Source organism: Mesorhizobium sp. M1348, assembly GCF_040317925.1.
Taxonomy (GTDB): domain Bacteria; phylum Pseudomonadota; class Alphaproteobacteria; order Rhizobiales; family Rhizobiaceae; genus Mesorhizobium.
This window is the reverse complement of record NZ_JAMYLH010000015.1, coordinates 106,144-129,036: the sequence shown is the minus strand read 5'-3', so window position 1 is coordinate 129,036 and position 22,893 is coordinate 106,144. Positions and strand designations below refer to the sequence as shown.

The following is a 22,893-nucleotide window of genomic DNA, read 5'->3' as shown; positions in this document are numbered from 1 at the left end:
TGCGCCGGGAGGAACGGCATGTACACGCATACGCTCAACTTCGGGCTTGACGAAGACATCGAGGCACTGCGCGACCTGGTGCGGCGCTTTGCCCAGGAAAAGATCGCACCGATCGCCGCCGAAATCGACCGCTCGAACGAATTCCCGGCACATCTGTGGGCGGAGCTCGGCGGGCTTGGCCTGCTCGGCATCACCGCCGATCCCGATTTCGGTGGCAGCGGCATGGGCTACCTCGCCCATGTTGTCGCGATGGAGGAGATTTCGCGCGTCTCCGCCTCGGTCGGCCTCTCCTACGGTGCCCATTCCAACCTCTGCGTCAACCAGATCAACCGCTGGGCAACGCAGGCGCAGAAGGAAAAATATCTGCCTTCGCTCTGCAGCGGCGAAAAGGTCGGCGCACTGGCGATGTCGGAATCGGGTGCCGGCTCCGATGTGGTGTCGCTTCGCCTGCGCGCCGAAAAACGCAACGATCGCTATGTACTCAACGGCACCAAAATGTGGATCACCAACGGGCCGGATGCCGAGACGCTGGTCGTCTACGCCAAGACCGATCCGGAACTCAATTCGCGCGGCATTACCGCTTTCATCGTCGAAAAGGCCTTTGCCGGTTTTTCCGTGGCGCAAAAGCTCGACAAGCTCGGCATGCGCGGCTCGAACACCGGCGAGCTGGTGTTCGAGAATGTCGAAGTGCCGTTCGACAACGTGCTGCACGAGGAAGGGCGCGGCGTCGAGGTGCTGATGTCGGGCCTCGACTACGAACGCGCCGTGCTGGCCGGCGGCCCGATCGGGCTGATGGCGGCGTGCCTCGACGTGGCGATACCTTACGTGCATGAACGCAAGCAGTTCGGCCAGCCGATCGGCGAATTCCAGTTGGTGCAAGGCAAGCTCGCCGACATGTATGCGACGATGAACGCGGCGCGTGCTTACGTCTATGCCGTAGCCGCCGCCTGCGATCGCGGTGAGACGGCCCGCAAGGATGCTGCCGGCTGTATTCTCTTCGCCGCCGAAAAGGCGACGCTGATGGCGCTCGACGCCATCCAGCTTTTGGGTGGCAACGGCTACATCAACGACTACCCGACCGGCCGGCTGCTGCGCGACGCCAAGCTCTACGAGATCGGCGCCGGCACCAGCGAAATCCGTCGCTGGCTGATCGGGCGGGAAATCATGGCGGAGAGCGCCTGATGGCATCTTTTTAAGATTTTGCCAGAAGCCGCAAGATGTGGCATACCTCGGAATATGTGCCACAATACAGGCGAGACGGACCATGGCGGGCAAAACGGGAAAGTCCGGACTTGAAGAAGACCCGCAAGCACAGTTCGATGCCGGCGCTCGCCAACCACAGCTTCGGGTTCCGGCGAAACGCGAGCGTGTCAAGCTTGGCGAGGGCGGGCGCTTCGTCATCCCTGCCGCGATGCGCGAGGAGATGGGCGTGAAGCCTGGCGAGGACATGATCCTTCATGTCGAAAGCGGCGAGCTGCGGGTAAGATCGTGGCTGCAGAATCTGCGACGGGTCCAGGCCGAATTGTCAGCGCTGAAACAGCCCGGTGAAAGCGTGGTCGACGAATTTTTGAAGGAGCGGCGGGAAGAGCAGCGTCGAAGCGACAAGCGTCTCGACCGGCTTCACGCCGAAGGGACAACGGGAAAGCGGGCGAAATGAAGCCCTACGTCATGGACAGCTCGGCGGCGCTCGCAATCCTGCTCAACGAGCAAGGCACCGACAATGCTTTGGGGTTCGCGCCGGACGCACAATGCAGTTCAATCAATGCGGCCGAAATCATCGCCAAGCTGATCGACAAGGGACGCAGCATGGAACAGGCCGCGGACGACCTCGCCAGTCTCGGCATGCCGATCGCCGTTTTCGACGACGCGATGGGCATCGCGGCCGGGCAGCTTCGCCAATTGACGCGGCATCGCGGCTTGTCGCTGGGCGATCGGGCCTGCCTCGCACTGGCAATTCGCGAGAACGCTATTGCCGTCACCGCCGATCGCGATTGGGGCGACCTCGATGTCGGCTGCAAAATCGAGCTGATCCGGTAGCGCCATGGCCCCCCTCACCTCGCAGATCTCGCCCGCCTCCGATATCTTCCGCGCCAATGCCGAGCGCATGCGGGCGCTGGTCGCCGACATCGCTGAAAAAGCCGCCGCCATCGAGCGCGGTGGCTCGGAAGAGGCGCGTGAGCGGCACGTCTCTCGCGGCAAGCTCCTGCCGCGGCAACGCCTCGCGCAATTGCTCGATACGGGCTCGCCGCTCCTCGAAATTGGCCAGTTCGCCGCTTGGTCGATGTATGGCGAGGACATCCCTTCCGCCGGCCTCATCGCCGGCATCGGCCGGGTCGAAGGCACCGAAGTGATGGTCGTCGTCAACGACGCCACGGTGAAGGGCGGCACCTATTATCCGCTGACCGTGAAGAAGCATCTGCGTGCACAGGAGATCGCGCTACAGAACAATCTGCCTTGCGTCTATCTGGTCGACAGCGGCGGCGCCAATCTGCCCAACCAGGACGAGGTGTTTCCCGACCGCGATCATTTCGGCCGCATCTTCTACAACCAGGCCAACATGTCGGCCGCCGGCATTCCGCAGATCGCCTGCGTCATGGGTTCGTGCACGGCCGGCGGCGCCTATGTGCCTGCGATGTCGGACGAGACAATCATGGTGCGCAACCAGGCAACCATCTTTCTCGGCGGGCCGCCGCTGGTGAAGGCGGCCACCGGCGAGGACGTCACCGCCGAGGACCTCGGTGGCGCCGACGTGCACACAAGGCTTTCCGGCGTTGCCGACCACTATGCGCTCGACGACGAGCATGCGCTGGCCATATGCCGGCGGATCGTCAAAAACCTGAATCGGAACAAAATTGTAAGCCTGGCCCTGAAGAAATCGATTCCGCCGCTTCACGATCCACATGAACTCTACGGCATCGTACCGACGGATCTGCGCCAGCCTTACGACGTGCGCGAGGTGATCGCCCGAATCGTCGACGGCTCCGAGTTCGATGAGTTCAAGCAGAATTACGGCACCACGCTGGTCACCGGTTTCGCCCACCTCAGCGGCATGCCGGTCGGCATCGTCGCCAACAATGGCGTGCTGTTTTCGGAAAGCGCGCTGAAGGGCGCGCACTTCATCGAACTGTGCTGCCAGCGCAGGGTGCCGCTGATTTTCCTACAGAACATCACCGGTTTCATGGTCGGGCGAAAATACGAGGCCGGCGGCATCGCCAAGGACGGCGCCAAGCTGGTGATGGCGGTCGCCACCGCCAAGGTGCCGAAAGTAACGATGATCATCGGCGGCTCGTTCGGCGCCGGCAATTACGGCATGTGCGGACGCGCCTATTCACCACGCTTCCTGTGGATGTGGCCGAATGCCCGCATTTCGGTGATGGGCGGCGAGCAGGCGGCAACGGTGCTGGCCGTCGTCAAGCGCGAAGGCATCGAGCGCAAGGGCGGCGAATGGAGCGCCGAGGAGGAAGCGAAATTCAAGAAGCCAATCCTGATGAAGTACGAGCACGAAGGCCACCCGCTCTATTCGTCGGCAAGGCTCTGGGACGACGGCATCATCGACCCGGCCAAGACCCGCGAGGTGCTGGCGCTCAGCCTTTCGGCCGCGCTCAACGCCGAGATCGAGGAGACACGCTTCGGCGTGTTCAGGATGTGAGATGAGCGAAACCGGCCCGAGGATTCGCATTCAAACCGGCGACATAACGAAGCTGGCGGTCGATGCCATCGTCAACGCCGCCAACACCTCGCTTCTCGGCGGCGGTGGCGTGGACGGCGCCATTCACCGCGCGGCCGGCCCCGAGCTTCTGGCCGAATGCCGGATGCTGAATGGCTGCAAGGTCGGAGACGCAAAAATCACCAAGGGCTACAAGCTGCCCGCGCGCTACATCATCCATACGGTCGGGCCGGTCTGGCAAGGCGGCAGCAAAGGAGAAGCCGAACTGCTCGCCTCCTGCTATCGCCGGTCGCTCGAAATCGCCGCCGCAAAGGACTGCCGGACGGTGGCGTTTCCAGCGATCTCGACCGGCGTCTACCGCTATCCAAAGGACCAGGCGACGCAAATTGCCGTCGGTACCGTGAGTGCCTTCATCGGCCAGAACGTCGTTCCGGAAGCCGTCATTTTCTGCTGCTTCGACGAGCCGACGGCCGAACTGTATCAGTGGGTCGTTGCCGCACTCGGCAGGGTGTGATCCTGCGCAGGCGACAACCCACCACATCTCCCGACTATTTTTTGCTTCTTGATCTGGCCAGACGAAAGAATCACGGCTATTGATCATCGCAAATACCAATGGGGATTGGGCGAAGATGAGGCGGCGGGTTTTTCAGAGAACAACTGTGCATATACTTGCGGGGTTGCTTATATTAGCGACGCCTGGCGTCGGTGCAGCGGAGTCGTTGGCGGGAAGCAAGGGCGAGACCCGTTTCTATCCCTATTTGCCGCAGAACCCGAAGGATGAATGTACCAGGGCCTACAAGGCCTATGTAGCGGCCGGCGGCCATTCAGCCTATGCAACCACTCCGTATTCCCGGGTGCGTTCGCTGTACATCATCTGCGGCTCGCGCTTGAATGCACCGTCACAGCAAGCTGCCGAAGAGTTGGCGTTGAAATCCTGTCAGGCCACCCGCAACAGTTACAGGGTTACAACAGGTGGGGGCTGCGAAATCGCCGCCTCTAAATAAGCGAATATCTACAGTGTTGGGGTTTTTCAAATGGGTTGGGCAATGAAATCTTTATCCATCAGGCGAACAGCCATATCGGTACTTGCACTGCTCGTGGCCTCTGGACCGAATGTTGGCGCCGCCGAATCGCTGGCGGGAAGCAAGGGCGACAGCCGTTTTCCGGTCTATTTTGCACCGGGTACAATCGGAGGCTGCGGCAAAAATTACAAGGACTACGTGGCGGCTGGCGGTCACTCGGCCTATGCGATGACGCCATTCAACTGGGCAACCGAATTCACTATTTGCGGTGCTTATCTGAATGCACCATCCCAGAAGGCTGCTGAAGCACTGGCGTTGAAGTCCTGCCAGTCCGCGCGCAGCAAGTACAAGGTCACGACTGCAGGGGCATGCGCCATAGCTGCCTCCAAATAGGCCGACACTCGGCGGCCTTCGACGTTTCCAATGGATGGGAAAAAATGAAGTCTATCAGCGTCAAACAAGCAGTCCTCTCGCTAATAGCTGGGTTGCTTCTAATCTCGAGCCCCAGTGTCGGCGCTGCGGAATCGCTGGCTGGAAGCAAGGGCGACGTCCGCTTCTACCCGTATTTTCCGGCAACCGCGGATCGGCCATGCACCAAGGCATATAAGGCCTATGTGGCGGCCAGCGGCCATTCAGCTTATGCGACCACTCCGTATTCCCGGGTGCGTTCGTTGTACATCCTGTGCGGCTCACGCTTGAATGCGCCGTCGCAAAAGGCTGCCGAGGATATGGCGATGAAATCCTGCCAGGCCACCCGCAACCGTTACAAGGTCACAACCGGGGGAGCTTGCGAAATCGCGGCCTCAAAGTAGGCAGGCCTCGCTTGCCTACCCTTTGACCGCCAGACTACAAAGCAGGACATCGCCGCAGCTCGCGTAGAGAGAATTCGCGCCGTTAGCGGCAAGCTCTGCCTGTGGAGGCCCGATGTTCGCCAAGATCCTGATCGCCAACCGTGGCGAGATCGCCTGCCGGGTGATCCGCACGGCACGCAGGATGGGTGTGCGCAGCGTCGCCGTCTATTCCGACGCCGATGCTCACGCCTTGCATGTCGAAATGGCCGACGAAGCGGTGCATATCGGCGCCTCTCCCGCCAACGAAAGCTATCTGCGCGGCGACAAGATCATCGCGGCGGCCTTGGCCACAGGTGCCGAGGCCATCCATCCGGGCTACGGCTTTCTTTCGGAAAACCCCGAATTCGTCGACCAGGTCGCGGCGGCTGGGCTGATCTTCATTGGGCCGTCGGCGGCCTCGATCCGTGCCATGGGACTGAAGGACGCGGCCAAGCGGCTGATGGAAAAGGCCGGCGTGCCTGTCGTTCCGGGCTACCATGGCGAAGCGCAGGAGATCGTGTTGCTCGCCTCCAAGGCGCGCGAGATCGGCTACCCCGTACTGATCAAGGCGCGCGCCGGCGGCGGCGGCAAGGGCATGCGGCGTGTCGAGCATCCCGATGATTTTTCGGAAGCATTGTCGGGCGCGCGGCGCGAGGCGAAAGCCGCGTTCGGTGACGACCGCGTCTTGGTGGAAAAATATGTCGACAAGCCGCGCCACATCGAAGTGCAGGTGTTTGGTGACAATTTCGGCAACGCCGTACATCTTCACGAACGTGACTGCTCGGCGCAGCGCCGCCACCAGAAGGTGATCGAGGAGGCGCCTGCCCCGGGCATGACGCCGGCACTGCGCAAGGCGATGACCGAGGCGGCGGTGAAAGCCGCCAAGGCAATCCACTATTCCGGCGCCGGTACCATCGAGTTCATCGTCGATGCCTCGCAAGGTCTGAAGGCCGACCGTTTCTGGTTCATGGAAATGAACACCCGCCTGCAGGTCGAGCACCCCGTCACCGAAATGGTCACCGGCATCGACCTGGTCGAGTGGCAGTTGCGGGTAGCCTCCGGCGAAAAACTGCCGAAGACGCAGAGCGAGATCGCGCTCTCCGGCCACGCCTTCGAGGCGCGTATCTATGCCGAGGACGCGGCAAGGGGGTTTTTGCCGGCGACTGGCACCTTGCACCATTTGAAATTTCCGCAGCCGGCACCGGAGGGTGCAACCATGCGCATCGAAACCGGTGTGCGCGCCGGCGATGCGATTTCGCCGTTTTACGACCCGATGATCGCCAAGCTGATCGTTCATGGCAAGGACAGACGGGCGGCGCTCACAGCACTTGGCGCGGCGCTGTCGCAGACAGAAATCGCCGGCTCAACGGTCAACACTGGCTTTCTTGCCGCGCTGGCCGCTGATGCGGATTTTGCGGCGGGCGATGTCGATACCGGCCTGATCGCCAGGCATCAGCAGGCGTTGACGGCGGTCCCGCCGCCGAGCGGTGAGACAATTGCCGCCGCGGCACTTGCCGCGTCTGGTGCGGGCGACTTGCCGTCCTCGGACGATCCCTGGTCGTCACTGGCCGGCTATGCGCATTTCCACGCTGTAGCGCGGCGCACCCTGCTGAAATTTGGCGAGCAGGAGATCGTCGCGCGCGTGTCGGTGCGGCCGGACGGACGGTTCGAGGTGGTGCTGGATGCGCCCTATGAGCGTGTCAATTCGCATGATCTTCGCGCGGCGCCTCGCCTCGCCCGCTGGCCGGGCCACGTCACGGTCTTCGATGGCGCAATCGGCTACGGTTTTGCCGTGCCGGATCCGCTGGCGCGAGCCGACGAAGCCGCCGCCGCTTCCGGCAGCCTGCGCGCACCAATGCCCGGCCTGGTCAAATTGGTGCGTGCAGCCAGAGGCGAGTCCGTGATCAAGGGCCAGCCGCTGCTGATCCTGGAGGCGATGAAGATGGAGCACACCATTGCCGCGCCCCATGACGGGGTTATCGCCGAGATTGCTGCCGAAGGCGCGCAGGTCACCGACGGGACCGTGCTGGTTCGCTTTGCCGAGGAACCCCAGTTGACTGCTGTTTCCCTATCCACGAAGTGATCTCGAACGCGTCACAAAGGCGTCGCCAAAAACAACATGGCCGGGTTTGACCCCGGCCATGTTCGATTACAGCAGCGCGTCTTGCGGCGCCGCGGCCATTACGGCTGGATCGGCGCGTATTTGCCGTCGTGCCACTGGTTGATGTCGTAGCTGACGTTCTTGAGGTCGCCCTTTTCGTCGAAAGTGACCGCGCCGACGACGGTGCTGATCGGCTCGCCGCTCTTCAAAGCTTCGGCAACCTTGGCCGGGTCGTCGCTGCCGGCGCGCTTGATGCCCTCGGCGAAGGCCTGGATCACCGCATAGGAAAACAGCGTGAAGCCCTCCGGCACGAAGCCGCCGGCTTTGATCTTGGCGATGGCTTCTTTGGCTTCGGGCTTCGCCTGCGGATCCGACGGGAAGACGAACATGGTGCCTTCGCCGGCCGGGCCGGAAACCTGCCAGAATTCCGGCGTGGCAATCGAGTCCGGCATGATCAGCTGGAATTTCAGGTTCTGTTCCGCCGACTGGCGCAGGATGAGGCCGGCTTCGGGGTGGTAGCCGCCGAAATAGACGACGTCAGCCTTCAGGTCCTTGAGCTTGGTGACAAGCGCCGCGTAGTCCTTTTCACCGGCGTTGATGCCCTCGTAGAGGATCTCGTTGAGACCGTTCTGGTTCATCGTTGCCTTGACGACATCGGCGACGCCCTGCCCATAGGCGCTCTTGTCGTGCAGGATGACGACGTTCTTGCCGGCATATTTCTTGGCGATCCATGGACCGATGAAAGCGCCCTGCGCGTCGTCGCGCGTATAGAGACGCATGATCGTCGGCCAGCCGGCTTTCGCCGCTGCGTCAGTCAGCACCGGGTTCGACGAAGCCGGGCTCATCATCAGCGCGCCGGCTTCGGCATAGACCGCGGAGGCCGGGATGCTCGAGCCCGAACAGGCATGGCCATCGACGAACTTGACGCCGTTGGCAACGACGCGGTTGGCGACCGAAACCGCCTGTTTCGGATCACACTGGTCATCCTGGACGTCGAGCTTGATCTGGCGGCCATCGACGCCGCCGGCCGCGTTGATCGCGTCGGCGGCGGCTTGCGCGCCTTGCTTGAATTGGTCGCCGATGGTGGCAAGCTGACCGGTCATCGGTCCGACCACCGAAAAGGTGATGTCGTCGGCGAAGGCAATCGGCGCACTCATCATCAGGCCCACTATGGCCGCGCTCAAAATACCCAACTTTTTCATGGTGATACACTCCTCCACTCTCGCGCGGCCGCCCGGCCGCGCCTCTTCCAGAGTGGGCGGGAGAATTTCACCCTTCGCCAAGCCTGTCTAGACGCATCGGCGGCACTCGATTGGGCCTGCAACACGCTGTCCCAAAGACAAAGCCGCGCCAGCCTTGTTCCGGCCGGTCGCAGCTTTTCTCATCGAGCTTCCCGAGGTATCAGCACCGGGATCCGCTCGCCTTCCCTGTTTTGTAGGGTTTATTGCACGGCTCGTCCGCCTGCCGTGTTCTTGTTGGCCCAGCCGTCTTGCGCGGCCTTGATTTTCGGGTCCAGCCGTCTGCGCGGCTTTGATCCGAAGCGTCCCTGTCGTGAGGTCAGTACCCCTGTGAAGTCGATGCCGGCGAATTCAGTGCATCGTCATCCATTCGCGGGCTTCGCGCAGCGCCTTGGCGATCTCCCCCTTCGACATGGCGGCCGACAATTCAGAGCGCAGTTCCGCGGCGCGGGCCGAACCCTTGATCGCGGCGATGTTGAACCATTTGTGGGCCGCGACGACATCGGTCTCGCAATCGCGGCCGGTCGCATACATCATGCCCAACTCGAAAAGAATATCGGCCTGGGCAGTTGCCCCCATGGCGCCGAAGCCGGCTTCAAGCATTTCAAAACGTGCCATTTCAAATCCCCTGTTCTGGCTCCCGAGAGCTGTCTCCGTCTGTCCCTCGGTGTCCTTGATTACCTTCGGGGGCGGCCGCTCTTTCGATGCTTTCGAGAATGCCGCGGAGGCTTGAATCCGTCGTTAAATGGCGTGCTTAATTTGAAGAAAACAAAGCTAAAACAAGAGGTAAACGCGAAAATTCGTTAAGGATACAAAGCCAGCAATCGCGCCGGTTTGCACAAAATTTGAAGAAAACTTGCGAGGCGCGGATCAAGACTCCGCTAACCACAGAAGACAAAGACGTGTGCGGCCCGTTTCATTTTTCGCCAGCGCGGCCGTTCGGGAGCGGGCAAAAACCCGCAACCCTTCCGTCGCGGCACCGCTTTTGTTTTTCCGGGAGCTGGACTAGCTTACGTTTGCGTAAGGGGCAGACAGCCGGGACGGAGCCCGATTGGACTTGCCTGAGGGAGGAGAGACATGTTTCGACAAGTGAGCCTGGCCCTCGCGGCCGCAATAATGATGACCGGCGCGGCATTGGCCGATCCGATCGAAGGCAATTGGAAAACGCAAGCCGGATCGACTGCCGCCATTTCGGGTGGCGGCGGGGCATTTTCGATTACGCTCAAATCCGGCAAATTTGCCGGCAAGAACATCGGTTCACTGAAGGTGGCCGGCGCCAACAAATATGCCGGCACCATAACCGACCCGGAAACCGACAAGACCTATTCGGGCAAGGCTTCCCTTTCCGGCAGTTCACTCAAGATGAGCGGCTGCGTTTTCGGCGGGCTGATCTGCAAAAGCCAGACCTGGCACAAGCTCTGATCGAGCCCTTCCTGCCGTGGTGAGCGGGGCCAGTCGGCCCCGTTTTCATGTTGTCGGTCTGGCAGCCACGGCGTCGCCATAGGTCGCTGCTTTCAAGGCGGCCCGCCCAGAGATCATCAACCATTTTGAACCCCAGATGAACGGCGGCATCAGAGCCGGTTCAGCCTGGGCAAGGCATTGTCATGCGTGTTGAAGGAGACACCGCGCAATGCTTGCCCGCCGCTTCACCATCGTCTGCCTGCTGATGAGCCTGTTCGGCATGTTGTTCGCCGTCCTTGTCGCCGAAGCCGGCCGGCCGGCCCGCGCCTGGGACGTCGCCATTTCCTGCCGGCTCGGTTGCCCGAACCAGCTTCGCCACTGAACCCGACAGCGAGATATTGAAACCCACGCCATGACCCGCCTCACCGCCAACATCGTCAAGACCCTTCGGCTTCTGCCGCGGACGGCGCTCATCCTGATGCTCCTGGCGGCCCCGGTCCTGGCCGTGCCGACGATGCGCGCCGATGCTGGTTCGACCATCGAGGCGCCTGCGCCGAGGAAGTCCGGCATCGGCTTTGTGCTGCTGGTAAGCTTGCGGCGCGGCTAATGCATGTCGCGCAAAAGTGTGCAGCGGTTTTGCGACAACGGCATGCATAAAAGCAAGAACCTAAAGCGTGTCGCATGAGGCCGGACGAACGCGACGCGCTTAAGGCCGCTGGAAAGAAAACGCCAACAGGCGTTCTGAGATCACCTTACCCCCTCCCAACTGCGCGCCCAACTCTCTATATTGGGTCATGGAAAAGCGAATCTATCCCCAAGCCATTGAATCAGTCGTCACGCCGGAGCCGTTTGGCCGAAAGAGCTTCGACGACGCCAAGAAGGCGGTTGCAGCCCTCCAGGTGCTTTACGATCGCAATACCAAATTCCTGCGCGATTCATTTACCGCTCTCGCCGCGGGCGGTGACAACAACAAACGCTACCGGGCCTTCTATCCGGAGATCGGCGTCACCACGAGTTCATTCACCCAGATCGACTCGCGGCAGGCCTATGGCCACATGCCGACGCCGGGGCATTTCTCGACCACCGTCACCCAGCCGGCTCTTTTCGAGAGTTATCTCACCGAACAGCTTCGCCTGATCATGCGCAACCACGGCGTTCCGGTCACGGTCTCGGAATCGACCACTCCCATCCCGCTGCATTTCGCCTTTCTCGAGGGCACTCATGTCGACGGCACTGCCGCGGAACGCATCAAACGGCCGATCCGTGACCTGTTCGACGTGCCGGATCTCGACGGCACCGACGACCAGATCGCCAACGGCACGTTCGAAGTGGCATTGGGCGAGGCACGGCCGCTGGCACCGTTCACCGCGCAACGGATCGACTATTCGCTGCACCGGATGTCGCATTATACGGCGACCAGTCCCCAGCATTTCCAGAACTTCGTGCTGTTCACCAACTACCAGTTCTACATCGACGAATTCGTCGCCCGTGCACGCGATTTGATGGCCAATGGCGGTGACGGATACGTCGAGTTCGTCGAGCCGGGCAATATCGTGACCAAAGTCGGGGACAGCGCGCCCGGTGAGGGTGCCGCGCCGCCTCGCCTGCCGCAGATGCCGGCCTATCATCTGAAGAAGCCGAACCATGGCGGCATCACCATGGTCAATATTGGCGTTGGACCTTCCAACGCCAAGACGATCACCGACCACATCGCGGTGCTCCGGCCGCATGCCTGGGTGATGCTCGGCCATTGCGCCGGCCTGCGCAACACCCAGGCGCTGGGGGATTATGTGCTGGCGCATGCTTATGTGCGGGAAGACCATGTCCTCGACGACGATCTTCCGGTCTGGGTGCCGATTCCGCCGCTGGCCGAAATCCAGGTGGCGCTGCAGGAAGCGGTCGCCGAGGTCACCGGGCTTTCCGGCTACGACCTCAAGCGCATCATGCGTACCGGCACCGTCGCCACTATCGACAACCGCAATTGGGAGCTGCGCGACCAGCGCGGGCCGGTGCAGCGGCTGTCGCAGTCGCGGGCGATCGCGCTCGATATGGAATCGGCGACGATCGCCGCCAATGGCTTCCGCTTCCGGGTGCCCTATGGCACGCTGCTTTGCGTATCCGACAAGCCGCTGCATGGCGAATTGAAGTTGCCCGGCATGGCGACCGAGTTCTACAAGCGGCAAGTAGCGCAGCACCTGACCATCGGCATCAGGGCGATGGAGAAGCTGGCTGGAATGCCGATGGAGCGACTGCATTCGCGCAAGCTCAGGAGCTTTTCGGAAACTGCCTTCCAGTAGATGCCGAATCGCATGTGTCGGTCCAGGTCAGGACATTTCGTCATCTTGATTGAGCCGCATTTCTGCCGATAGACAAAGCGATGGCACGTGTTCTGGACATGACGGTTGCGCTGGCATTCGTCGCAATGCTTGCACTCTCGGCCGCGCTGGTGGCCGGGTTCTTCGGATCGCTGCATCCGGCCCTCGATTCCTTTGCTCATTTCCGCGTCCATTTTTCCGTGCTGATGGCGCTTTGCGCGCTGCCGCTGCTCGCCACCTCGTTTCGCCTGCAGGCGGCGGCCGCATTGCTGTTTGCGGTAGCCTCCTTTGCCACCACGTCGAATGCCTTGCCGCTTTCGCGGCTATGGCAGGTGCAGGCGGCCTACGAAGCCAAACCCGGTGACGAGCCAGTCTACCGCCTGCTGCAGATGAACCTCAGGTTCAACAATCCAACGCCTGAGAAGGTGCTGTCGCTGATCGGCCGGACCCAGCCTGATGTGATCACCCTCGACGAGGTGTCCGAGATGTGGAAGGCAAAGCTTGGACTGCTGTCCGGCGCCTATCCCCACCGGATCCTCTGCCCATATCCCAATGGCGTGTTCGGCGTTGCGCTGCTGTCCAGACGACCGTTTGCCATAGGCACGGAGCCGCACTGCGACAGCCGCGGCGCGATGGCGATCGCCACGGTCGATTTCGGCGGAACCGACGTCGATGTCGCCGCCATCCACCTCACTTGGCCATGGCCGCACAACCAATCACGGCAGATTGGAGGGTTGTCTGACGAAATCGCCTCGCTTGGCGAGACGTCGATCCTGGCGGGCGACTGCAACGCAGCACCATGGAGCGCCGCCGTCCGGCGCGTCGCATCGCTTGGCAAGCTGACTGTAATGCCGTCGGTCGGGCCGACCTGGCTCTACAGAAGGCTGCCGGATTTCCTGCGCTTCGCCGGACTGCCGATCGACCAGGTTTTCAGCAAGGGCGCTATCATCATCCGTTCGGCGTCGAAGCTGGAAGACACCGGCTCAGACCATCTGCCGGTGCTGGTGGAGTTTTCGCTACGGTCGGATGAACAAAAGCCGCTCGACGAGCACCAGACGGCGACCGCGCTTGCGGCGCTGCCTGGCGGGACGCGAAGCTGAAAATCCGCAGTCCAATCTCGACCTGGCTTATTACTGGCCCACAAAAGCGCGGATGAGGTGCTCGACAGGGCCGCCGTCGCGATGCTCGTGCGCATCGAAGGCGATCTGCTTTGCCTCGTATTCGGCATAGATGGCATTGATCCGGCGCTTCGCCTCGCGACGTGCCTCGAAACAGTGCGGGTCATCACCGACTGTCAGCCCCCGAACCGACTTTTCGGTGGCCCGCATCATCTGTCTGGCGATGCGGCCATGGGTCTCTTCATGGGCGCGGACGCCAGCGAAGAACCGCTTCCAGCGCTTCTGCAGCGCAGGCGACGTGGCTGAGACTAGTCGGGGATAGGTATAGAAGAGATTGAGCGTCCCGTTGGCCCGGCGCAGGCGGCAGACGCCGTTTTCCCGATGGGCGTCGAAGGTCCAATCATCGACGCTGTAGCCGGTCTGCGCGATGGCGTGGGTCATGAAGCCGTGCTTCGGCCCCCGGCGATCCATGGCCTCGATCAGTGCCGCGCCGGTGGTTCCGGCAATGTTGTAAGTTCGTGTCTTGACCAATACTTTAGTGTCGGCCAAGGCTGAAGGGGTGCACAACGCCCCGATCGCCACAACGCTCGTCAGAACTGCCAGACGCATTTTCCTTCCTCCCTGTCGTCACAGAAAGGAAACACAGGCAGGCGGTCTATTCAACAATCCTACGGTTGCGCTGCTCCTCATCTTGTTTGGTCCGGAGCAAACCTTGTGACTTACATGTTCTGGTAGACCGGGCCCTCGCCGCCCTGTGGCGGCACCCAATTTATGTTCTGGTTCGGGTCCTTGATATCGCAAGTCTTGCAGTGCACGCAGTTCTGCGCGTTGATGACGAAGCGCACATCCTTGGCGGCAGGATCGGCGGCGGCATTGCCGTCCTTGTCGACCCATTCGTAGACGCTGGCCGGGCAGTAACGCGTCGAGGGCCCGGCATAGACGTCATGCTCGGAGCGCTTCTGCAGGTCCATGTCGGCGACGAGCAGATGCACCGGCTCGTTTTCCTCGTGGTTGGTGTTGGACAGGAACACCGACGACAGCCGGTCGAAGGTCAGCACCCCGTCCGGCTTCGGGTAGGCGATCTTCTGGTGCGCGGCGGCCGGTTCCAGCGTGGCGTAGTCGGCCCTGCCGTGCTTCATCGTGCCGAAGGGCGAGAAGCCGAACAGCGTGTTCAGCCACATGTCGAGGCCGCCAAGGCCGACGCCGACAATGGTGCCGAAGCGCGACCATAGCGGCTTGACGTTGCGCACTTTCTTCAGGTCCTTGCCGATATCGGTGGCGCGCCAGGCGGCCTCGTAGGAGGCCAGCTCGTCATTGGCGCGGCCGGCGGCTATCGCATCACAGACATGCTCGGCCGCCAGCATTCCGGAGAGCACGGCATTGTGCGAGCCCTTGATGCGCGGCACGTTGACGAAGCCGGCCGCGCAGCCGATCAGCGCACCGCCGGGGAAGGACAGTTTCGGCACCGACTGCCAGCCGCCTTCGGTGATGGCGCGGGCACCATAGCCCAGCCGCTTGGCACCTTCGAAGGTGCCGCGGATCGCCGGGTGGGTCTTGAAGCGCTGGAACTCGTCGAAGGGCGACAGATAGGGGTTCTTGTAGTTCAGGTGAACGACGAAGCCGACTGCCACCTGGTTGTCCTCGAGATGGTAGAGGAAGGAGCCGCCGCCGGTCTTCATATCGAGCGGCCAGCCAAAGGAATGCTGGACAAGGCCCGGCCGGTGGTTTTCCGGTTTGACCTGCCAGAGTTCCTTGAGGCCGATGCCGTATTTTCCGGGCTCGCGGCCGTCGGAAAGGCGGTATTTGGCGATCAGCTGTTTGGCGAGCGAGCCACGCGCGCCCTCACCGATCAAGACATATTTGCCCATCAGCGCCATGCCCGGCGCAAAGCCCGGACCGTGCGTGCCGTCCTTCTCGACGCCCATGTCGCCGGTGACGACGCCGGTGACCGCACCGGCCTCGTTGTAGAGCAGGCCGACCGCGGCGAAGCCCGGATAGATCTCGACGCCCAGCGCTTCGGCCTTTGTCGCCAGCCAGCGGCAGACATTGCCGAGCGAGACGACATAGTTGCCGTGATTGTTCATCAGCGGCGGCATCAGGATATTGGGCAGACGGAACGAACCGGCGGGGCCGAGAACCAGGAAATGGTCGTCGGTGACCGGTGTCCTGAAGGGATGACCCTCCTCTTCGCGCCAGCCGGGCAGCAGCCGGTCGATGCCGATCGGATCGACGACGGCGCCGGACAGGATGTGCGCGCCGACTTCGCCGCCCTTTTCCAGCACGACGACGGAAAGCTCGGGATTGACCTGCTTGAGACGGATCGCGGCGGCAAGGCCGGCCGGGCCGGCGCCGACGATGACCACGTCGAATTCCATGCTTTCGCGTTCGATATCGCTCATCGACCCCTCACTGGCTCGCTAGTCCCGGCATCTTGCTGGCTCACGCGCTGCATAGCGCATCAAATAGCGACGGGAAACCGGCGCGGACGTGACAATACCGATTTCGTCAAAAAGTCACGTCCTGCCGCACAGATTCGCCTTGTCGAGCATCAATCTTCAATCCTATTCCGTTTGCAGAGATATGTCGCACCGACCTTTTTTAATTGTTCGACAGCTTGCTTATCGGCCATACTTCCCGCCATGCGCATATTCGGGCCGGCTGGCTTTTCATCGACGCGCTTTTTTTTCACGCCCGGCCGGATTTGCCGTGCGGCACTCTTGGCGCTTCTGTCGCTGACGGCCCTCGATGCCCATGCCGAGCAGCAACTGGTCTGGGCGACCGGCGCCTATTCCTTTTCCGACGAGCGCGGCGGCTTCCGCATCACCGGGGCTTCCGGCATCGGCACGAAGGAGGATCCGCTGGTCATCACCGAAGAGCTGAATTCAGCGACGCCGGTAACGCTGGCCATTCGCACGACAAAGCCGATCCAGCCGTTCGGCAAGGCGGGAGACTTCGCCAATGGTCTCATGTATATGCGCATCGACGTGCTCAACAATAGCGGCCAGGCCTGGGTCGAGTTCCAGTTCGAACTCCAGGAGATCCTCGACCAGCCGAGCGTGTTCGGCGACGGCCTGTCGTTCGACCAGCGTAACAAAACCCCCGAAAATATCTGGTCGAGCAGCTACGCCGATTTCGACCGCAATTTCGAACCCTATGACCGCCTGCTGTTCAAGAACGGCAAGATCGACCCGCTGAAGACCGCCAGCTTCTATTTCCTGATCACCGACTACACGCCGCGCTGGACGTTCTATCTGGTGCAGGATCCGCGCATACCGTCGAGCTGAACTTGCAAATTCAAGCGCCGCGGCCGAATGTGAAACCATGACTGCCGCCCCCCACAATAGCCGAGCCGATCTCGCCGAGCTGCTGGCCTTCTACGCCAGCGCCGGCGTCGACGAGGCACTTGAAGAACAGCCGGTGAACAGGTTTGCAGAAGCCAGGCCACCGGTGCGGGTGCCTGCGGCGGCCGCTATGCCGGCCGGTGAAAATGCGGCGCCACAACGCTCGACGAGCGTGTCGCGCGCCGAAATGGGCGAGAGACCGAATACAGCACCGGCAGTGCGAACGTCCCCGGCCATGTCAACGGTGCCCGACGAGGCGCAAGCGGCATTGGCGCGGCAACTGGCGAGATCAGCGGCAAGCCTCGACGAGCTTCGCCAGCACATGGCGGCATTCGACGGCTGCAATCTCAAATTCACCGCCAAGAACCTGGTGTTCGCCGACGGCAATCCGACTGCCGAGGTGATGCTGGTCGGCGAAGCGCCGGGGCGCGACGAGGACATAGAGGGCTTGCCGTTCGTCGGCCGCTCGGGCCGGCTGCTCGACCGCATGCTGGCCGCGATCGGTCTTGACCGGACATCTGCCTACATTGCCAACGTGATTCCCTGGCGGCCGCCGGGCAACCGCACGCCGACGCCGCACGAGACCGAGATCTGCCGGCCGTTCATCGAGCGGCAGATCGAACTGGTCAATCCGAAGGTGCTGGTCAACCTCGGCGGCCCGTCGGCAAAGACCCTGCTCAACACCTCCGAAGGCATATTACGGCTGCGCGGCAACTGGCGCGTCCACACGACCCCGTCCGGCGTCGCCATTCCGGCCATGCCGACCCTGCATCCGGCCTATTTGTTGAGAACGCCGGCGCACAAGAAGCTGGCATGGCGGGATTTCCTCGAAGTGAGGGCGAAGTTGCGGGCGCTTGGGTAAGATTGCCGAGCGCGTCTTCCGTTCTCCTCTTGCGAGGAAGGAAGGGCGGCATCATGACCTCGCAGGTAATTGAAATGCGCCCACTGCCGACCTAGTCATCTCGTCATGACAGCAGCCCAGATTTCCGCCGGCAGTCTCATTCGCGAATGGCGTACACGCCGGCGCATGAGCCAGCTCGGCCTTGCTATGGAGGCCGAGATCTCTCAGCGGCATTTGAGTTTCGTGGAAAGCGGCCGCGCCGCACCCTCGCGTGATATGGTGCTGCATCTGGCGGAGCAGCTTTCGATCCCGCTCAGGCAGCGCAACCAGCTGCTGCTGGCCGCCGGCTTTGCCCCGAGCTTCAGCGAACGACCACTTGACGATGCCTCGATGGCACCGGCGATGGCGGCGGTCGAGACCGTGCTCAAGGCGCACGAGCCTTTCCCGGCGCTTGCCGTCGACCGGCATTGGAACCTGGTGTCGGCGAACGCCGCCATCGGCCCGTTCCTCGCCAATGTCGCCGATGCCTCCCTGCTGAAGCCGCCGGTCAACGTGTTGCGCCTCAGCCTGCATCCCGGCGGCATCGCACCGCGCATCGTCAACCTTGCGGAATGGCGGACGCATCTTCTGGAGCGGCTGAAGCGGCAGAACGACGCTACCGCCGATCCGGTTCTGGTCGAGCTCGAGCGCGAGCTTCGGGCCTATCCGTCCGGCCTTAAAGGCAGCCGGCCGGCGCCGGTCGAACCGAACGCGATTGTCCATCCGCTCAAGCTTGCCCATGGCGACGCGGTGCTGTCCTTCATCAGCACCATCACCGTGTTCGGCACGCCGCTCGACGTAACGCTGTCGGAGCTGGCGATCGAATCTTTTTTCCCCGCCGACGAGCAGACGCGGGCGGTGCTGATGCGGCTGGCGAAAGAGCGGACCGACGCAGCGAAGGGCTGATCACCCTTCCGGCGCGACGGCCTTGCGGGTGCGGGTGCGTTCGAGACCCAGCTGGCGCTCGCGCCAGATGATGAAAATCCCCGCCGCAACCACGATCATGCCGCCGACCAGCATGTTGATCGTTGCGACGTCGCCAAAGACCAGATAGCCGACGACGACGCCGAGGATCATCGAAGTGTATTCGAAAGGTGCCACGACGGAAGCCTCGGCATGGCGATAGGCCGAGGTCATCAGGATCTGGCCAAGCCCGCCGCAAAAACCCGCGGCAATCAGAAGCCCCGCCTGTGCTGGCGTCAGCGCCTGCCAGCCAAATGGCAGCGAAAGCAGCGCCATGACGCTCGCAGTTACCGAAAACCACAGCACGATGGTCGCCGTCCGCTCGCTCTGGACGAGGTTGCGAACCAGGAGCATGGCGATGGCCGAGATCGCCGCGGCTATTAGGGCGGCGATGACGCCGAGCACCTCCTGATCGCCAAGGGCAGCGCCCGAACTGAGCAGCGTCAGTTCCGGCCACGAGATGATCAGCACCCCGACCAGGCCGACGGCAACCGCACTCCAGCGATAGATGCGGATGGCTTCGCCGAGGAAGATCGAACTGAACACCACGACCAGCAGCGGCTGCGCGTAGTTCAGCGTGATCGCCTCCGGCAGCGGCAGCCGCGTCAGCGCGAAGAAGCCGAGCCCCATGGCACAGACACCGACGACGCCGCGCGCAATGTGGTTGAGCGGGCGCTTTGTCGAAAAGGCCGTTCCGAGTTTTCCCTGGAAGGCGAGGAAGGCGATGATCGGAAAGATGGCAAAGAAGGAGCGGAAGAAGACGATCTGGCCCGCCGGCACGGTGCCTGCCGCCTTGATGCAGGACGACATGCCGACGAAGACCGCCACCGATACGATCTTGAGCACGATCCCGGTCAGCGTGCTGTGTTCGCCGGCGTGGTCGCCGGCAGCAAGCACTGGCAAGTCCGGTTCGGCTGTCACGCCCCTTTTGCTTCCTCGATCGCCGCCCATATGCGCGCCGGCGTTGCCGGCATGTCGATATGCCTGATGCCGTAGGCGCGGTAGAGCGCGTCGGTCACCGCATTGAGCGCGGCATGCGTCGACCCGATCGTACCCGCCTTCCCGGCGCCTTTGAGGAAGGCCTGATCCTCGCGACGCAACACAGAGGCGCTCATCCCGAATTTCGGCGTGACGACGGTCATGGAAGCCTCGCGATGATGCTTGGGAAATGATCGCCTGAAATAGACGTCGCTGCAGTTTTGTCGAGGGAGCGTTTCGTGTAAAGAGCGCAGACTTCAAATTATTTGGACCAGCGGACCCGCCCGCCGCTCCCGGATCGACAGGAAAAATCAAGGAATGCGCACAGATACCGGCCAGGTCTTCAAGCTCGAAGACTATCGCCCCAGTGATTATCTCATTCCGGAAACCAGCCTGACTTTCCGCCTTTCGCCTGAAGCAGCACATGTCACCGCCGTGCTGACGGTCGAACGTCGCGACGGGATTGCGGCGTCGGTGCCACTGGTGCTGGATGGCGACGGGCTGACGCTGCGCAGCATCGCCATCGACGGCCACGAACCGAGCCCTGCGGATTTTCTCGCCACGCCCGATCAACTGACAATCATCAGCCCCCCTGCGGCAAGGCGCTTCCAGCTGAGAATTGAAACCGTGTTGGCGCCGGCGCAGAACGAAGCGCTGATGGGCCTCTATCGCTCCAGCGACGTCTATTGCACGCAATGCGAGGCCGAAGGCTTTCGCCGCATCACTTATTTCCTCGACCGTCCCGACATCCTGTCGGTCTACACGGTGCGCATCGAAGCTCAGCGCCGTGAGGCGCCGTTGCTTTTGTCCAACGGCAACCCGGTCGACGGCGGCGAGCTTGCCGCCGGCTGGCACTATGCGGTCTGGCACGATCCGTTCCCCAAGCCGTCCTATTTGTTTGCGCTGGTGGCGGGCGACCTCGGCAAGATCTCGGACAGTTTCGTTACCCTGTCTGGTCGCAAGGTCGAGCTCGGAATCTATGTCGAACCGGGCAAAGAGAGGCTCGCCGGCTACGCCATGGACGCTTTGAAACGGTCAATGAAATGGGACGAGGAGGCATTCGGCCGCGAATACGACCTCGATGTCTTCAACATCGTCGCCGTGTCCGACTTCAATATGGGCGCGATGGAGAACAAGGGTCTCAACATCTTCAACGACAAGTATGTGCTGGCCGACCAGGAAACCGCGACCGACACCGATTTCGCCAATATCGAGGCCATCATCGCGCATGAGTACTTCCACAATTGGACAGGCAATAGAATCACTTGCCGCGACTGGTTCCAGCTTTGCCTGAAGGAAGGCCTGACGGTTTTCCGCGACCACGAATTCTCCGCCGATCAGCGCTCGCGCGCCGTCAAGCGCATAGCCGAGGTTCGTACGCTACGCGCCCATCAGTTTCCCGAGGACCAAGGGCCACTGGCGCATCCGGTGCGGCCGCGCCGCTACCGCGAGATCAACAATTTCTATACGGCGACGGTCTACGAAAAGGGCTCGGAAGTCGTGCGCATGATCCATACTATCCTCGGCGCCGAGACGTTCCGCGCCGGCATGGACCTCTACTTCGAGCGTCACGACGGCCAGGCGGCGACGATCGAAGACTTCATCAAAGTGTTCGAAGACGTCTCGGGTCGCGACCTGTCGCAGTTTTCGCTGTGGTATCATCAGGCCGGTACGCCGAACCTGACCGTCAGTTCGGCGTATAATCCGGCGGCGCGGGAATTCACGCTCGAAATCGAGCAGTCAGTGCCGTCAACACCGTCGGAAAGCCGCAAGCGGCTGATGCACATTCCGCTTGCCTTCGGCCTGGTTGGCGCCGGTGGCGAGGCGATAGCCCATAGCGGCGTCGAAGGGGCGAATGTCGAGGACGGCGTCATCCATATCCGCAAGCGCCGCCATGTCGTCAGGTTTTCCGAGATTGCCGAGCGTCCGGCCATGTCGCTCAACCGTGGCTTTTCGGCGCCGGTGACGCTTTCGGTCGAGCAGCGGCCCGACGACCAGTTTTTTCTGGCTGGCCACGACAGCGACGCCTTCTCGCGCTGGCAGTCGTTCAACACGCTTTTGACCGATGCGCTGATTGCAGCCTTCCGTCAGGTCCTGGACCGCAGGCAACCCGAGTTCAGCGCCCGGCTGACCGAGCTTGCCGGCAAGATAGCCGGCGACGAAGCGCTCGAACCGGCCTATCGGGCACTGGCGCTGGCGCTGCCCGGCGAGGCCGATATCGCCCGCGACATCGGCAAGAACATCGACCCTGACGCCATTTTCACGGCGCGCGAGGCGCTGACGGTTGCGATCGCCGAGGCCAACAGCGAGATATTCTCCAAACTTTACGATCGGCTCGCCGACAATGGTCCGTTCAGCCCGGATGCGGCCAGTGCCGGGCGGCGGGCGCTGCGCAATGTCCTGCTGGATTATCTCTCCTTGTTGCCGGGAGGTGCGGAACTCGCTGCCCGGCACTTCCAATCGGCGACCAACATGACGGATCGGGCCGCGGCATTGACCGTGCTTGCGCACCGTCACCACGGCTCACCTGAGGCGACAAAGGCGCTGGCCGATTTCGAGGCGAAATATGCAACCGATCCGCTGGTCATGGACAAATGGTTCCAGATCCAGGCCAGCGTGCCCGGCCCGCAAACCGTCGACGCGGTGCGCGCCTTGACCAGCCATCCGGCGTTCTCGATGGCCAACCCGAACCGGGTACGCGCGCTCATCGGCACGTTCTGCAGTGCCAACCAGACCGGCTTCCATAGCGCCGACGGCGAGGGCTACCGGCTTTTCGTCGAAACGGTGCTGCAGGTCGAAAAACGCAACCCGCAGGTGGCTGCCAGGCTGGCGACGGCGCTCAGGTCGTGGCGCTCGCTCGAACCGGTGCGGCAGGCCAAGGCAAGGGAGGCGTTGCTTTCGATCGCCAATACCGAGAAGCTGTCGGCCGATTTGCGAGACATCGTCGAGCGCACCCTCGCCTGACAACGCGCCAACTCACCACCACAATGCCATCCCGCCCGAAAACCCCGTTATTTTAGTCGATTTTTAATCTTTTTT

At 62.2% G+C, this 22,893-nt stretch carries 24 protein-coding genes; 18 read left to right on the top strand and 6 right to left on the bottom strand.

Annotation, left to right across the window (positions count from 1 at the left end; genetic code table 11):
* Positions 1–18: 18 nt before the first annotated feature.
* The 9 genes from NKH13_RS23050 (at position 19) to NKH13_RS23010 (ending at position 7,602) form a co-directional block, all read left to right on the top strand.
* On the top strand, positions 19–1,182 hold the full coding sequence (locus NKH13_RS23050; protein ID WP_352717446.1) for an isovaleryl-CoA dehydrogenase: 1,164 nt from the start codon (positions 19–21) through the stop codon (positions 1,180–1,182).
* Positions 1,183–1,264: 82 nt separating this feature from the next.
* On the top strand, positions 1,265–1,657 hold the full coding sequence (locus NKH13_RS23045; RefSeq protein ID WP_352914601.1) for an AbrB/MazE/SpoVT family DNA-binding domain-containing protein: 393 nt from the start codon (positions 1,265–1,267) through the stop codon (positions 1,655–1,657).
* The gene (locus tag NKH13_RS23040; RefSeq protein WP_352665924.1) at positions 1,654–2,037 is read left to right on the top strand and encodes a type II toxin-antitoxin system VapC family toxin; all 384 of its coding nucleotides are present in this window, start codon (positions 1,654–1,656) and stop codon (positions 2,035–2,037) included. Before NKH13_RS23045 ends, NKH13_RS23040 begins: the two co-directional genes overlap by 4 nt.
* Positions 2,038–2,041: 4 nt before the next feature.
* A complete protein-coding gene (locus NKH13_RS23035) occupies positions 2,042–3,649 on the top strand; it encodes a carboxyl transferase domain-containing protein (protein ID WP_352717443.1) in 1,608 nt (535 codons plus the stop codon).
* A 1-nt stretch (position 3,650) separates the two neighbouring features.
* Complete coding sequence (locus NKH13_RS23030) at positions 3,651–4,181, top strand: O-acetyl-ADP-ribose deacetylase (protein WP_352717441.1); 531 nt, start codon at positions 3,651–3,653, stop codon at positions 4,179–4,181.
* Between the two features lie 115 nt (positions 4,182–4,296).
* On the top strand, positions 4,297–4,671 hold the full coding sequence (locus tag NKH13_RS23025) for a hypothetical protein (protein ID WP_352914658.1): 375 nt from the start codon (positions 4,297–4,299) through the stop codon (positions 4,669–4,671).
* A gap of 42 nt (positions 4,672–4,713) precedes the next feature.
* Positions 4,714–5,082 carry a hypothetical protein gene (locus tag NKH13_RS23020; protein ID WP_352717439.1) on the top strand — a complete coding sequence of 123 codons (369 nt, stop codon included), beginning with the start codon at positions 4,714–4,716 and terminating at the stop codon, positions 5,080–5,082.
* A 44-nt stretch (positions 5,083–5,126) separates the two neighbouring features.
* Complete coding sequence (locus NKH13_RS23015) at positions 5,127–5,501, top strand: hypothetical protein (RefSeq protein WP_352717438.1); 375 nt, start codon at positions 5,127–5,129, stop codon at positions 5,499–5,501.
* 112 nt (positions 5,502–5,613) lie between these two features.
* Positions 5,614–7,602: an acetyl/propionyl/methylcrotonyl-CoA carboxylase subunit alpha gene (locus tag NKH13_RS23010; RefSeq protein WP_352914596.1), complete on the top strand. Its 1,989-nt coding sequence runs from the start codon at positions 5,614–5,616 to the stop codon at positions 7,600–7,602.
* Between the two features lie 98 nt (positions 7,603–7,700).
* On the opposite strand, the gene NKH13_RS23005 is transcribed toward NKH13_RS23010, so the two are convergent.
* Positions 7,701–8,822 carry a branched-chain amino acid ABC transporter substrate-binding protein gene (locus NKH13_RS23005; protein WP_352914593.1) on the bottom strand — a complete coding sequence of 374 codons (1,122 nt, stop codon included), beginning with the start codon at positions 8,820–8,822 and terminating at the stop codon, positions 7,701–7,703.
* 387 nt (positions 8,823–9,209) lie between these two features.
* Positions 9,210–9,476 (bottom strand): SEL1-like repeat protein, encoded by a 267-nt coding sequence (locus tag NKH13_RS23000; protein ID WP_352490873.1) that lies wholly within the window; start codon positions 9,474–9,476, stop codon positions 9,210–9,212.
* 459 nt (positions 9,477–9,935) lie between these two features.
* Here NKH13_RS23000 and NKH13_RS22995 point away from each other — a divergent pair, with 459 nt between their 5' ends.
* The 5 genes from NKH13_RS22995 to NKH13_RS22975 all read left to right on the top strand — a co-directional run bounded on the left by NKH13_RS22995 (position 9,936) and on the right by NKH13_RS22975 (position 13,674).
* Complete coding sequence (locus NKH13_RS22995; RefSeq protein WP_352717433.1) at positions 9,936–10,280, top strand: DUF2147 domain-containing protein; 345 nt, start codon at positions 9,936–9,938, stop codon at positions 10,278–10,280.
* Positions 10,281–10,488: 208 nt separating this feature from the next.
* On the top strand, positions 10,489–10,641 hold the full coding sequence (locus tag NKH13_RS22990) for a hypothetical protein (RefSeq protein WP_023718367.1): 153 nt from the start codon (positions 10,489–10,491) through the stop codon (positions 10,639–10,641).
* 30 nt (positions 10,642–10,671) lie between these two features.
* On the top strand, positions 10,672–10,866 hold the full coding sequence (locus NKH13_RS22985; RefSeq protein ID WP_352914590.1) for a hypothetical protein: 195 nt from the start codon (positions 10,672–10,674) through the stop codon (positions 10,864–10,866).
* A 187-nt stretch (positions 10,867–11,053) separates the two neighbouring features.
* Positions 11,054–12,556 (top strand): AMP nucleosidase, encoded by a 1,503-nt coding sequence (locus NKH13_RS22980; RefSeq protein WP_352717431.1) that lies wholly within the window; start codon positions 11,054–11,056, stop codon positions 12,554–12,556.
* A gap of 80 nt (positions 12,557–12,636) precedes the next feature.
* On the top strand, positions 12,637–13,674 hold the full coding sequence (locus tag NKH13_RS22975; protein ID WP_352914587.1) for an endonuclease/exonuclease/phosphatase family protein: 1,038 nt from the start codon (positions 12,637–12,639) through the stop codon (positions 13,672–13,674).
* Positions 13,675–13,704: 30 nt separating this feature from the next.
* Here NKH13_RS22975 and NKH13_RS22970 read toward each other — a convergent pair whose 3' ends face one another.
* Positions 13,705–14,301 (bottom strand): DUF922 domain-containing protein, encoded by a 597-nt coding sequence (locus tag NKH13_RS22970; RefSeq protein ID WP_352717428.1) that lies wholly within the window; start codon positions 14,299–14,301, stop codon positions 13,705–13,707.
* 110 nt (positions 14,302–14,411) lie between these two features.
* Positions 14,412–16,091 carry an electron transfer flavoprotein-ubiquinone oxidoreductase gene (locus NKH13_RS22965; RefSeq protein WP_352717426.1) on the bottom strand — a complete coding sequence of 560 codons (1,680 nt, stop codon included), beginning with the start codon at positions 16,089–16,091 and terminating at the stop codon, positions 14,412–14,414.
* Positions 16,092–16,331: 240 nt separating this feature from the next.
* Here NKH13_RS22965 and NKH13_RS22960 point away from each other — a divergent pair, with 240 nt between their 5' ends.
* From NKH13_RS22960 to NKH13_RS22950, 3 genes are all read left to right on the top strand, one after another.
* The gene (locus NKH13_RS22960) at positions 16,332–16,976 is read left to right on the top strand and encodes a hypothetical protein (RefSeq protein ID WP_292660026.1); all 645 of its coding nucleotides are present in this window, start codon (positions 16,332–16,334) and stop codon (positions 16,974–16,976) included.
* Positions 16,977–17,013: 37 nt separating this feature from the next.
* A complete protein-coding gene (locus tag NKH13_RS22955; RefSeq protein WP_352914583.1) occupies positions 17,014–17,895 on the top strand; it encodes a uracil-DNA glycosylase in 882 nt (293 codons plus the stop codon).
* 105 nt (positions 17,896–18,000) lie between these two features.
* Positions 18,001–18,819, top strand: a complete 819-nt coding sequence (locus NKH13_RS22950; protein ID WP_352914581.1) for a helix-turn-helix domain-containing protein — start codon at positions 18,001–18,003, stop codon at positions 18,817–18,819.
* Here the strand turns inward: NKH13_RS22950 and NKH13_RS22945 are convergent, their stop codons facing one another.
* Complete coding sequence (locus NKH13_RS22945; RefSeq protein ID WP_352914579.1) at positions 18,820–19,827, bottom strand: DMT family transporter; 1,008 nt, start codon at positions 19,825–19,827, stop codon at positions 18,820–18,822.
* Positions 19,794–20,018, bottom strand: coding sequence for a hypothetical protein (locus NKH13_RS22940; RefSeq protein WP_352914662.1), 225 nt, complete (start codon positions 20,016–20,018; stop codon positions 19,794–19,796). The genes NKH13_RS22945 and NKH13_RS22940 overlap by 34 nt, the downstream gene beginning before the upstream one ends.
* A gap of 154 nt (positions 20,019–20,172) precedes the next feature.
* Here NKH13_RS22940 and pepN point away from each other — a divergent pair, with 154 nt between their 5' ends.
* On the top strand, positions 20,173–22,818 hold the full coding sequence (pepN, locus tag NKH13_RS22935) for an aminopeptidase N (RefSeq protein WP_352914576.1): 2,646 nt from the start codon (positions 20,173–20,175) through the stop codon (positions 22,816–22,818).
* Positions 22,819–22,893 lie beyond the last annotated feature (75 nt).